The 12,785-nt window shown below is 50.2% G+C and carries 10 protein-coding genes; 4 read left to right on the top strand and 6 right to left on the bottom strand.

Translation table 11 applies throughout. From position 1 onward, the window contains the following. Positions 1-41 precede the first annotated feature (41 nt). Complete coding sequence (locus ACFPK9_RS12955) at positions 42-2,705, bottom strand: DUF1592 domain-containing protein (protein ID WP_377095329.1); 2,664 nt, start codon at positions 2,703-2,705, stop codon at positions 42-44. Positions 2,706-2,708: 3 nt separating this feature from the next. Continuing rightward, positions 2,709-4,016 carry a DUF1552 domain-containing protein gene (locus tag ACFPK9_RS12950; protein ID WP_377095328.1) on the bottom strand — a complete coding sequence of 436 codons (1,308 nt, stop codon included), beginning with the start codon at positions 4,014-4,016 and terminating at the stop codon, positions 2,709-2,711. Positions 4,017-4,509: 493 nt separating this feature from the next. On the opposite strand from ACFPK9_RS12950, the gene ACFPK9_RS12945 reads away from it, so the two are divergent. Beyond that, positions 4,510-5,283, top strand: coding sequence for a PEP-CTERM sorting domain-containing protein (locus ACFPK9_RS12945; RefSeq protein ID WP_377095327.1), 774 nt, complete (start codon positions 4,510-4,512; stop codon positions 5,281-5,283). A 68-nt stretch (positions 5,284-5,351) separates the two neighbouring features. On the opposite strand, the gene ACFPK9_RS12940 is transcribed toward ACFPK9_RS12945, so the two are convergent. The 4 genes from ACFPK9_RS12940 to trpE form a co-directional block, all read right to left on the bottom strand. Next, positions 5,352-6,962, bottom strand: coding sequence for a GNAT family N-acetyltransferase (locus ACFPK9_RS12940; protein ID WP_377095326.1), 1,611 nt, complete (start codon positions 6,960-6,962; stop codon positions 5,352-5,354). A 63-nt stretch (positions 6,963-7,025) separates the two neighbouring features. Next, positions 7,026-8,297 carry a hypothetical protein gene (locus ACFPK9_RS12935; protein ID WP_377095325.1) on the bottom strand — a complete coding sequence of 424 codons (1,272 nt, stop codon included), beginning with the start codon at positions 8,295-8,297 and terminating at the stop codon, positions 7,026-7,028. A gap of 67 nt (positions 8,298-8,364) precedes the next feature. Then, a complete protein-coding gene (gene pabA / locus ACFPK9_RS12930) occupies positions 8,365-8,928 on the bottom strand; it encodes an aminodeoxychorismate/anthranilate synthase component II (RefSeq protein ID WP_377095324.1) in 564 nt (187 codons plus the stop codon). 12 nt (positions 8,929-8,940) lie between these two features. Further along, the gene (gene trpE / locus ACFPK9_RS12925; protein ID WP_377095323.1) at positions 8,941-10,440 is read right to left on the bottom strand and encodes an anthranilate synthase component I; all 1,500 of its coding nucleotides are present in this window, start codon (positions 10,438-10,440) and stop codon (positions 8,941-8,943) included. A 28-nt stretch (positions 10,441-10,468) separates the two neighbouring features. On the opposite strand from trpE, the gene ACFPK9_RS12920 reads away from it, so the two are divergent. The 3 genes from ACFPK9_RS12920 to ACFPK9_RS12910 all read left to right on the top strand — a co-directional run bounded on the left by ACFPK9_RS12920 (position 10,469) and on the right by ACFPK9_RS12910 (position 12,707). Beyond that, positions 10,469-10,666, top strand: a complete 198-nt coding sequence (locus tag ACFPK9_RS12920; protein ID WP_377095322.1) for a DUF6922 domain-containing protein — start codon at positions 10,469-10,471, stop codon at positions 10,664-10,666. Between the two features lie 311 nt (positions 10,667-10,977). Beyond that, positions 10,978-12,084: a hypothetical protein gene (locus ACFPK9_RS12915; RefSeq protein ID WP_377095321.1), complete on the top strand. Its 1,107-nt coding sequence runs from the start codon at positions 10,978-10,980 to the stop codon at positions 12,082-12,084. 23 nt (positions 12,085-12,107) lie between these two features. Beyond that, positions 12,108-12,707, top strand: a complete 600-nt coding sequence (locus ACFPK9_RS12910; RefSeq protein WP_377095320.1) for a 3'-5' exonuclease — start codon at positions 12,108-12,110, stop codon at positions 12,705-12,707. Positions 12,708-12,785 lie beyond the last annotated feature (78 nt).

Raw genomic sequence — 12,785 nt, 5'->3', positions numbered from 1 at the left:
TTTCACAGGCAGCCTCCGCACGGAGCGCTGCCTTTTTTATGCTACAGTTTTTCTCGAAACGCCTCACTGGTCACCAGCGCTTCAATGATCGCAGGCAGGGCATAATCCTCGCGCTTCGCATCAGCCACAACCTCGTCCAGCCAGTTCAAGTCGGTAAACCCAAGCCTCCGTCCAAGCGCATACTCTCCAAGATTTTTGATAAATCCATACGCGAAGGCGTCACGGTACTGCGTGCTCACGATCCCTCGAAGCTCAAAGAAGTCCTCGAATGCATCGCCACCATAAATCTTTCCAGCGGGATCAATAAGCAACTTACTCGCCGGCACTCCATGTCGGTCATCACGAGTGCGCCAACGACCGATCGCATCAAAATTTTCTAACCCAAAACCAATCGGATCAATCTTTCGATGGCACTGCGCACACTGCGCTTTTTCTTGGTGCATAGTGATCAGTTCGCGCGTCCCTAACTTTTCCTCTTCGAGTCGGCTGAGCTGAGGAATGTTCGGAGGCGCTGGCGGAGGTGGGTTATTCATCAGCTTTCTGAGCACCCACGCACCGCGCTCGACAGGGCTGGTATCTTTCCCATTACTCCCCATCGCATGAATCGCAGCCATTCCAAGCAAACCACCGCGAGCCGATGATTCAGGTACAGTGACTGGCCGATAATGATCTCCCTCTACTCCAGGAATACCATACAGGTCAGCGAGAATGGCATTCACCACGATGGTATCTGACTGAAGCAAATTGCCGAGACTTCCATTGCTGCGAATCCAGTGCAGGAATGTCTCATAAATTTCCCGGCGCGCCGCCTTTTTGACTCCGAGCGTAAAGTCGGGATGCTTCTGAGTATTAAATTGGAAAAAATCGAGCCGATCCAAGCCCAGCCATTGATCTAGAAATGGCTCAATGAAGCGTTCCACCTCAGGCTTCTCAAGCAATCTACGAGTATGCTTCAGCAACACCTCCTCCTGTTTCAATGTCCCTGCCGTCACCGCCTCTAACAGCTGCTCATCTGGTGGGCCCGCATTGAGGAAATACGACAAGCGATTCGCTAACTCAGCATCGCTGATACTCTGACTATCCCCTGGCTTCTCAGACAAATAGAGAAAACTCGGCGATGACAGCACGATGGAGCCCATTTCGGCGAAGGCTTCCACGGGTGCTTTTCCCTGCTCGAGACGCTTCTGAAAAAGTTCCACCAAGCGATCCGTAAATGGCTTCGAAGGCAAGCGCCCACGCAGTGCTATTGTAGAAAATTCTTGGAGCACCTCAGCCGCTGCAGAGCGATCCCCCTCTAGCTTCACCATCCACTCTTTGAGACGATCCAGACTCTTCGTCTGTCTCTCCGTATAATACGGCCCAGTGATTTCGATAGAATCCACCCAGATTGCCGGCAATAAGCGAACCCCATGTTCCTTCATCGATGCATGATTTAAATACCTTCCACGGCGCTCTAAATCACCACGTTCACTCAGGCTGAATGTGTGCAGATCACCGGGTCTCTGAGTCACCTGAAATTCAATCAAACCAGGCTCTTCAACCGTACCTCTCACATGGTGCGTCGCTATGGTGAAACGTCCTTTCTGTGAATCCACATCTAAGAAATGGCGTGAAGGATCGGTAGCTTCGACCATATATGGGTCCAACTCACGTCGGCTTGGCGGCAACGCATGCTGCCCTATCGCCGCAACCCGCATCTGCACTTTGTACTCACCTGGTTGCCATGCTTGATGGATGTGAAAATGGTTATACACATACGCATTTTGGTCAGGAATGAGGTACACCCCCTTGTCTCGGTGAGGCAATGTCGCGTAATCTAACAAAATAGGCATGAGGTGTTCCCATTTGTTATTAAAAGTATTCGCTCCAGCGACGTCCAAGAATCCATACTTCTTAGGTGAGGGAGCACCTTTAATCTTATCCCAATGCGCATAAAACTCGCTCTTTGGCTTCCCAGCAATCTCCTTCTGAATCGCGAGCTTTGCGTCCCGGTTTTCCGCTAAGTTCGCGAAGTGATCGACCTCTTTTGTCCAGCGCTTATAGCGGTATTGGATACTCGTCTGAATCGCGAGCTGCCTTTGCACTGCGTCATTACGAGTCTCTTCCAAATCAATCCTACGCTTTTGGAGCGCCCGCTCGGATTGCGCGACTTCGATAGCATTTTCGAGTGCTTCCTTCGCCAAGCTCCGATAGTTCAACACCTGATCAGACGACATGTACAAGGAAGACCCCATTGTGTCGTAGGACTCGCTGGACTGATCCGAAGGCAAGACACTCGCATCGATTGGAATGCCTAATAAATCGCGCATCGTATTTTCGTACTCGCGCCGGCTCAGGCGACGCATCACAGACACCCCTTTCGCATCGCTGAGAATATCTCGAGCCACCACCAATGTCTCAGAAAGATCTGCTAAAAAGTCCGCCTTTTCTTGCTCCTTGGGCTGGATTTCATCCTCAGGTGGCATTTCACCCGCATTGATCGCGTTGAGCACTTTCTGCCAATACTCGGCATGCTCAATCGTACCAATCTCGAAAGGGAGATCTTCAAGATTCACCTTGCCCTTTGCCATCGAGCTATCATGACAGTCGATACAGTAATTGTAGATATAATCCTGATGCTTCTCCGGCAAAATCGCTTCAGGTTCGGCAAACGCCAAACTCGGCAGCAACCAGCCCCACCTTGTGATACTTGGAAATAGTTTCATCACCTAAGCCAAAAGCTTCTTCAGTATTCCTGTGCTATCGCCATGACGTGGCACCTTCACTCCCACCCCATTGAGCAAGGTCAACCAGACATCGCACAAAGGTGTGTCCTTCGGTAAAACAATGTTTTCTCCCAACTTGATCGACGCCCCACCACCTGCGAGCAAGGTCGTGCAATTGTCGAGATAGTGAATGCTACGCAGGTTCGACCCGAAGGCTAAGCACGTATTGTCAAATAAGCTCGAGCCGTCAGCCTCTTTGATGTTCTTCAATTTATCAAAAAGCTCCGCCAGCAATTTGCTGTGCGCCGCATCGCGCATCTGCGAAACCTTCATCCGCTCCCCTGGCACGTAGTGGCTCATATCATGCGCCAAAACCGAGGTCCCTAAGCTACTCAGCACATCGGCGATCGGCTGCCTGTAGGTAAGAACGCGAGTGCTGTCAGTCTGCAACGCAGCAACCATCAGGTCGTAACTTAAGCGTATTTCTTCTATACCATTCGCTGGCGGCTTTGGCTCATCAAAAGGAGCTTTCGGCAAAGGCTTATGCATCCATTGCTCGTCTTTACTCAAGCGAGTCTCAATACTGCGAATGCCTTCAAAGTACTCATCCAACTTGTCTTGATCCGACTTACTCAAGCCACGCTGAAGACTTTTCGCGTCAGTCAGCAAAGCATCTAACACGCTGCGCTCTTCAGCCAACATCACTTTCCGCTCCTCAATCGACACCTTTGGCGCTGAAAACAAGCGATGATATAAAACCTGTGGGCTATTCAGCCCAGCAATCGGTTTCCCACCTTGCCCCCAAGCCAACGACAACCCCGGACCATGCCCCGGACCAGCAATACCTTTCTCTGAACCATTTAGATGAATCGAAGAAAACCGCGTGGAGTCGCCCCACTGCGCCGCTGCCACTTGGTCAGCCGAAATACTATTATGAAAGCTGCTACCTGGCGCACCAAAACGATTCGCCCCAGTGAGCCAGAAAGTACTCCCCCAGTGCGCTTCCGCGGAGTTCTTATTGCTCGTATTCTGGACGATACTGAAATCTGACTTATGTCGCTCCAACGCCTTCAGACCTAAAGGCAATGCGTAGTTCTTGCCTGGCTCTTTCTGGCTGGGAAACCACGTCTCTTGAGTCACCCCATACCCCGTCGCTAAAAATACCATACGCTTCGGTGGAGTTGCTGGCAGAGGTGTCGCGGCGAATGCTCGCGCACCCAATGACTCCAATACCGGAAGCGCTAAGGTAGCTGTACTGCTTCTTAGAAACTTACGCCGACTTAGGTTGATACGTTGCGACTTATTCATCATGATTAAGCGTACTCTTTTGCTCCCTCATTCTTTCACACCTAAATTCGCAACACCCTTGGCAAAGCTATCCAATCCAACGACTTCTCCTTACCATACACAACCTCGATTCTGTACACTCTATTACAACTAATCCATCTCCATCCTCCTTCAAACAATGATAAATAAAGGATTCACAAGCACTCGCATCGCTCAATGGTCACATCATCATGAAAGAGCTCAGTACTATCATATGCTTAAAATATCCCTCTCACCGCTCATCTAGTGTCGCAATATGTGTAAAGATTTGACGCTATGATAAATGCACTCGCAAGCCCACTCCCCAAAAAATATCTAGCTCCAATACATGGAATCTTTATTTTTTCTGCCACACCAACTCATAAGGTGTCGTATTTAATTAAAAATCGAGTCGTGAAACGGCATTCACACAACTCAGTTTTTCGCTAACATGGCTAATACCTCAGCTTCCGAGGCACACAATTAAAAACCAAGAACTATGATTCCTTCAACAAAATGCGCCCTACTCGTGTTACTCGCATCGGCGAATGCAGGCCTCGCAGCGACCGTCAACCTCGACTTCTCCACAGCCTCAGGCCTCGGAGCATTTAGTGTCGACGTCGCTGGACAAGGCAGTGGAACAGGTGAAACTGTCAGCCTTACCGCCACACTGGCTCCCACAATCACAAACAACGACCTTAAATCGGTACCCGCTGGCTATGATGCAATCCAGAGTGTCTTCACAGCCTCAGCAAACAATGTAACACTTTCTTCCCATTTCGGCTGGAGCGGTTCTATAAACCTTACAGGTCTCGATAGTAAAGGTAACTCATATAGCCTACTCGTAGACTTAACTTACGAAGAAAACGACTTCATTAACGTTACTGCCGACATCACTGATGAAATTGCCACTGGCTCAGGTGACGATGTCACAGGTGACGTCCGCTTCGCTATATGGGCAGGGGAAAATGGTGGAGGCCATCGTATTTCAGGAGCAACCAACACATTCGCCTCTGGTGCAGATAATTTCTCTATCGTTGGGTCTCGAACACTAAACTCAAGCACAGCATCAAGCAGTATTGGAGACGATGTTGGTTTTATCCTAGGTTTTAGAGACACTCCTAACGGAACTCTTCTCATTGATAACCTTAACTTCAGCGCAGAGCTCAACGAAACCAATACAGTAGACTTTACAGCGGTCCCCGAACCAACTTCTACGAGCCTACTAGGCATTGCAACAATCGGACTTCTAACTCGCCGCAAACGTAGCTAAACTTTTTTACTCACAACCTACATCCCAAATCCTAGGCAGCACTCGTCAACGAGCGCTGCCTTTTTTCTTTAATCTTCTTCAAGCTTAGGCAAATCAATCGGAGCCAATTCATCCTCATTGAGATCAGTAAGCTCATTGCGTAACTTGGCATGAAACTCAAATAGATCTTTCCGCCGATCCAGCCTCGGCCGCACGCTGCCCGAAGCCCTCGAACGGTACAGATCTTCAATGTCCAGATCCGTCACCAGCAGCATCTCCACATTTGCGTCAGCCTCTGCTTGAATACCATCGCGTGCAAATTCAAAATCGCTCGGAGTGAACACCGCGGCCCGACCATAATGAATATCCATCGCCGGCACACTCGGAAGGTTCCCTATCACCCCAGAGGTCACCACATACACCTGATTCTCGATCGCGCGCGCCGCCGCACACAACCTCACACGCTGGTATGCAGGGCGATCATCGGTGCAATATGGCACAAAAATAATCTCAGCTCCCTGATCTGCTAAATACCGCGCTGCTTCAGGAAATTCACTATCGTAACAAATCAACACCCCCACTTTAGCCTTGGGAGTATTGATTACTCGCAGCTCATTGCCACCGGTAATCCCCCAGTATTTTACCTCGGACGGAGTGATGTGCAATTTCGGCTGCGTCACCACTGAGCCGTCAGGGAAAATCACTGGGCACGCATTGTAAATCTTCTCACCGCGACGCATCGGATGGCTTCCCGCGATGATGTGAATCCCATATTCCTGCGCCATCCGCGTCATCAACTCCGTGAATTCCTCTTCCATGTCCGCCAACTTGGCAATCCCCGCCGCCGACGGAAGATTGCGCCACTTCTCTTGCGAAAGCAGCTGCACGGAGAAAAACTCAGGAAACACCAAAAAGTCCGCACGATAATCATGCGCCGTCTCCACAAAATATTCCACCTGCTCGGCGAATTGTTCAAAGCTAGATACCCCGCGCATCTGATACTGCACACACGCCACTCGCACCTTGCGCGACGCCTCCTCCCTTGGTGCGTAATCGGGATTCAGCCACTCGATTAATGTCGCGTAATTTTTACTATTGGGATCCGCAATGTAGTGCTTCAATACGCCGCGCACCACGAAGCCCTCGCGCATTTGAAAACATAGCACCAAATCGCGAATCTCTTTATTTTCCACCGCCCGAATATATTGCTCCGGCGACATCTTGTCCGCATATTCATGGTAGCTGTGGATGCGCCCACCTGCAATAATCCGACGCAAGTTGAGACGACGACAAAGGTCGCGACGCGCCTGGTAAAGCAAATGCCCAATCCCGCTCCCTCTCAAGTCTGGATCCACATACACATCCGCCCCATACAAGGTATCCCCATCTGCTTGGTGGTTATGAAAAAATCCACCATCGGTAATCCCTGCATAGGTATGCTGACGGTACGGATCAATTCCCAGATCTACGATCAAACTCGCCACCGCACCCGCCAATTTTCCATCCTTCTCCGCAACAATCTGCCCTTCAGGGAAAAGCTTTTGGTGCTGCGTCAGCTGCCCGCGAGTCCACACCACGTTCTCTTCGACCATGGCTGGAAAACATTTCTTGTTTAACGCCACTAAACCAGGAATGTCGTCGATCTCTGCGAGACGTAATTTAATTTCACCGCAGGGTGTTTGATGAAAGGATGGAGTCATGCTCACTAAATACGACCACACTCACCCCTTGGCGAGATAATCTCGCGCACCTTGAATAATTACTTATTCCTCCACCACACACGGCACCAAGATCCCATCTTTCATCCCGTGGATCTTCTTCTTATCCGCTGGCACAATCGTCGCTAGCGTTCCCCCAAGCTTGGTCTCGCCCTTCTCATCGGTGAAGTAATACGGACACAGTCTCACCCGCCCCTGCATTAATTTCTCTTTGCCAGTCTCGGGATCAAAATACGGATGCTCTACGATCCTCCCTGCATGGTACACCTGCATCATCCACGGCTGGTGGTCAAACTCACTCACTGCCCGCTCAATCGCAGCCGCCCAATCTTCGCGCGGCATATCGTGACCAATCTGGACACTCTTTGACCCCCACGCCAATTCACTGAAGCCGCTCACTTTCACCACCAGACGGCGCTCTTTCTGGCTAAACTCAGCCACGTCGTCCCAGCAATTCACCCCCAACTTAGGCAACGAAGCATGCGGTGGTAATTTCTGCGGATCCATCATCCAACCAAAAGGCACCACTTCTTTCACGCGCTCGAGATGCCTCCCGCGCATCGCTTCCTGCCACAAGCTCTTCAAAGCTGGCGTCCAGAGCAAGGCAAGCCACAGCTTCTCTTCCAAATGCGGTTTACATGGAGAAGTCAAATGCGCCTGCGCTGCCAGCTCTTTCGCTGCCGAAATATTTTCCCAATCAAACCATTCAAAAAAGCGATACGTCGCTTCGTCAGTCGCCTCCGCAGTCTCAGCCGTTTCCACTCGGAACCCATCGCCCAATTGCTGAGCCAGCCATTCCATCTCTGGACGGTAATCCGCACTTTCTTCAGAAACTAAAATCCGACCACCATCTGGCATCAACTTCTTAAAGCCTTCAGGCATCCCATCGCGTCCACCTATAACCTCAAATCCACCATCGGCGTACAGCTGGCTCAACCACGTCGTAATGCCCATGCCTCCCGGCACGCTATCCAGCTCAGTCAGAGCAAAGCCATCTTCAGTGAGAATGAGATCCGGACGAATCACCCGAGGCAACACCTCGCGCAGCCCAACTTCGCGTTGTTGTTGCACCATCCACTCAGGTTTCCCCGCATCGAGGACCTCAGCAATCCAGCTCGGCACCCGCCCCATCGCCGAACGTTGGTACAGCATATCACTCGCCTGCTGAAACTTTGCCAGTACATGCCCGAGCGACTCAACCTTCCGCGCCTCCTTCTTTGTGAGCACAAACGGCTTAGTTGAAAACAACCACGCCGTACCCTCCCGAAGTCCCGAGTGAGGCAGCGCATTCTGAATATCTGTAACTGAAAGTGACAATGGTTATTTTCTACTGCGAATCGCGCTGACGCTCCGAAAAGGGTTCACGCGCAGCTCAACGAGGACCTTAAATATCCAAAAAGTTCTGCAGCATCACTTTTCCGTGTTCAGTCAATATTGACTCCGGGTGAAACTGCACACCGTGGATTTCCATTTCCTTGTGACGTAATCCCATGATCACTCCATCTTCGGTTTCAGCAGTGATCTCCAAACAGTCAGGAAGTGTTTCACGTTTCACAACGAGTGAATGATAACGCGTCGCGGTGAACGGACTAGCAAGCCCCTTGAACACGCTCTTTCCTTCGTGGAAAACCTGAGACGTCTTTCCGTGCATCAGCTTTTCAGCACGAATCACATCACCGCCGAACACCTGCCCGATCGATTGATGGCCAAGGCAAACTCCGAAAATCGGAATTTTCCCAGCGAAGTGTTCGATGACTTCACAGCTAATGCCCGCCTCTATCGGCGAACACGGACCTGGTGAAATACAAATATGCGTCGGCGCGAGCTCTTCAATCTCAGCGATGCTGAATTTGTCATTGCGCACGACCTTCATTTCTTGACCCAACTCGCCAAAATATTGAACGAGGTTGTAGGTGAAGGAGTCGTAGTTATCGATTACTAAAAGCATGCTTGTGTCCTTCTATTCTTCAATGGTCTTTGCGAGCTCAACGGCGCGGAGCATCCCCATCGCCTTGTTGCGCGTCTCTTCAAATTCATAGGTCGGGTTACTATCAGCAACCACCCCTGCACCAGCTTGCACGTAGACTTTCTCGTCCTTCACTAAGCAGGTACGCAGCGTAATACAGCCGTCGTGGCTTCCATCCCAGCTAAAGTATCCCACCGCACCTGAGTAAGTACAGCGCTTGTTTTTCTCCAGCTCGTTGATGATCTGCATCGCGCGAATCTTCGGCGCACCACTCACCGTCCCAGCTGGGAAGGTCGAGCGCAGAACATCATAGGCACTGTGCCCGTCCGCGAGGTCGCCGTGCACGTTTGAAACGATGTGCATCACGTGACTGTAACGCTCAACAATCATAAAATCGTCCACCGTCACACTGCCGTGCTTGGAAATGCGACCCACGTCATTGCGCGCCAAATCCACTAACATTAAGTGCTCTGCACATTCCTTCTTATCCGCCAAAAGATCCGCCGCTAAAGCGTCGTCTTCCTCTTGCGTTTTACCTCTCCAGCGCGTTCCAGCAATCGGTCGGATATCGATGCGCCCCTGAATCGAACGCACGTGCACTTCGGGAGAACTGCCCACTAGCGAGAAGCCGTCGAGCTGTAAAATAAACATGTACGGAGAAGGATTCACATGACGCAGCGCGCGATACAGGTTCACAGGAGAGCCCTTGTAATCCGCTTCAAAGCGCTGGCTCGGCACCACTTGGAAAGCATCACCCGCGGCGATGTATTCCTTCGCCTGCACTACCATATCCTCGTACTCAGCTTGCGTTGTATTGCTCTTTGCTTCTGGTTTCGCATACTCCACCAGACCGTTCAAAGGAGCCACGTGCATCGGCTCATCCAGCTTATCAAGTAAACTTTGGATCTTCGCCTTCGCCTCTGCATACGCTTCATCCGCAGTTTCAAAATCATCTAACAAAGCGTTAGAAACCACCAACATCCGACGCAATTTCTGGTCAAATACTAACATCGTATCCGCCAGCATAAACACCGCGTCAGGAAGCTTCAGATCATCTTCCGGAACCTGCGTGATCGTTGGCTCAAATTGCTGTACCGCATCGTAACCGAGGTAACCCACCATACCACCGTAAAACGGAGGCGCGTCACCGTGCGTCACCGGCTTATACTTCGCCATCAGCTTTTCAAGCTCAGCCAAGACATCTTGCTCCGCCGAAAGAAACTGTACTTCATTACCAGTCTGCCACTCGATTTCTTTTCCGTATGCTTTGAACACGGCGCGGGGTGCAGATCCTACAAAGGAATAGCGACCACCAGCGTCAGTACTTTCAGCGCTCTCCAACAAAAAGGCACCCTTCTCATCCGCAATCTTCAGATACGCAGAAACAGGAGTCTCAAAGTCGGCAGCTAGCTGAGCATACACAGGAACGACATTTCCACGCTCAGAAAGCGCACGAAACTCGTCGAGACCAGGTTTGACAGGCAGTTGATTCACGCAGAAAGAATGCGTTGGAGACGCCAACATGCAAGTGATAAATGTAGTGGATATTCGGCTCAACAGGGAAAAAACACATGACACATTATTCCCTGCTGCGATAATACATGTAACGACAATGCAGCATTTTTCAGAACATCTCTTTTGGGACACCAATATCCAACACATTGATCCGCAAAAAAATGCGACGAGCTTAACCCAACGTGTTTTAGAAAAGAGCACCTAAAATAATTCGAAACATCTGCTGCGACTATTGGAAAAGTAAACGCGCGTGAGGCAGGCTACTCTATGATGCGTTCTCTCGAAAAGAAAGCTCTCCACTTCGCTTACATTGCTCTTCAGACAAAAAGAAATCACTACTATGCTTCACCTCAAAACAGTCCCAGCACACACATTAGAGTTACTAAAGAGGCTTACACCGTGCCTTCGTAGACAAGGTTTCTATCTAGCAGGTGGCTCAGCCTTAAGCCTACGTTACAGGCATTGAATCTCCGTAAATCTCGACTTTTTCACTTCCGAAGCAGTAGCAGCACTCTGATGCGAATTTTCAGCCTCATCTTTCTCCTTGGCGCACTCAGGCTATGTGCTGCCACTGAACTCCCTGCACCAACTGAGTTCAACAGTACTCCGATCCAAAAGAAAGTATTAAAGCGACTCCACTCCCATCACGGGAAAGAAGCTGCCGAGCAATTCTTTAAAACTCTCGGCATAGATGAAATTTCAAAAGTCGAACAATCCAACCTCTTACTCGATGGCACTTGGCTCAGCCAAGTCACTATCCTGCGTGAACACACTGGCATGTTCTCCCTGCTAGATGACGCGCAAAACATTCCCTTCTTCGCCCCAGAATCCACTGATATTGCAGTCCAAGTTACGATCAATTTAGAAACTCTCAGCGAGTTGATCCAGCAATACCACACACTCATCGGCAGCAACACTCAAGCAAACTCAATACTCGATCAGAAAATCGCGAACTCTTCCTTGCATGACTTACTTGCGTCGCCCAAAACCACATTCCACCTCTGTATCGACTTCGACGAAAACAAAGAGCTCTTCCTCGGTAAAGAATCCATCGGCTATCCACATTTCGCATTTCGCATCGATGGCAACCACGCCCTCTTCGAGTCGATCCTCCTGCACTACATCAAGACCCGAAACGCACTCTTCACTCAAACCAAAACTAAGTCCCAGACAACCTACTCCCTCCCCACCTATTTTGCCGATGCTATTGCAGGTTATGTCCCTAACATCGAGTTCGACACCGAACACGACAGCACCACCATTGTAAGCAGTGCCCATATGCTAGAACGCCTCCATTCCGAAAGTGCCTCATTAAACAACGACCCGTATTTTACTAAAACTTGGCAAAATCTCCCCACCTCAAGCTCAGCCAAAGCGTACATTTCGAAACGAGCACTCGAAGGCTTTCAGCGCTTCTATTTACTGGCGATCAAAGAGAAATGGACCGATCACCCTGCCTTTCTTCAAAAAAAATTCCAAATCACCGCAGCGGTAGCCCAACTCAACAGCTCAGATTCCGGTCTTGCCATCGCGATTTCCTCGGACAAAAACAAAGACACTATCATCAACAAAAGCCCCTTTCCTAGCAACTTCTTGCTATGGCTTTTACAAAACTCACTCTGAGCTCCTTAACCTAGGCCATTCGCTTGAAAATTTCCGAAATCACCTTCACTGCTATCGACTTTGAATCAGCCGGCACCGCACCAGGTAAAACCGATGCTCCCGTCCAAATTGGCACCTGCACTTGGAGTCTAACTGGCAACGTCAGCGACACTTGGATTTCCTACATACATACCGACCAAGACATCACCTGGTCCGCGCAAAAAGTGCACGGAATCACCCACGACGACTTACGCGACGCCCCAAAACTTATGCTGCTTTGGCCCAGCATTAAGCGTCGCCTCAAAAACAAAGCCGTCGTCGCACACGGTCACGGCACCGAGAAACGCTTCCTCCATGCCTTCCCCGGTCACGGATTCGGCCCGTGGATCGATACCCTCCAGCTCTCACGCGCTGCCTGGCCCGACCTCCCAAGCCATTCACTAGGTGACCTCTGCAAAACTCTCGGCCTTGAAGAGAAAGTCACCGCCATAGTCCCAGAGAAAACCTGGCACGACGCACTCTACGACGCCGTCGCCTCCATCCTATTGTTAGAAAAGATCATCTCCGACTTTGAGTTACAGGATGCCGACATTTCAACACTCGAAAACACCGACACCAGAGAGTGGCGCAAACAACGTTATTGAGACTGCTCAACTTTCTCAACCGCGATTTATTGATTAGAACCAAAATGCTCTATGAGTATATATAGCTTCAAAGTGTCA

The organism is Rubritalea spongiae, assembly GCF_042652385.1.
Taxonomy (GTDB): Bacteria; Verrucomicrobiota; Verrucomicrobiia; order Verrucomicrobiales; family Akkermansiaceae; genus Rubritalea; species Rubritalea spongiae.
The sequence above is the reverse complement of the archived record's forward strand: the minus strand, read 5'-3'. Positions and strand labels throughout refer to the sequence as shown.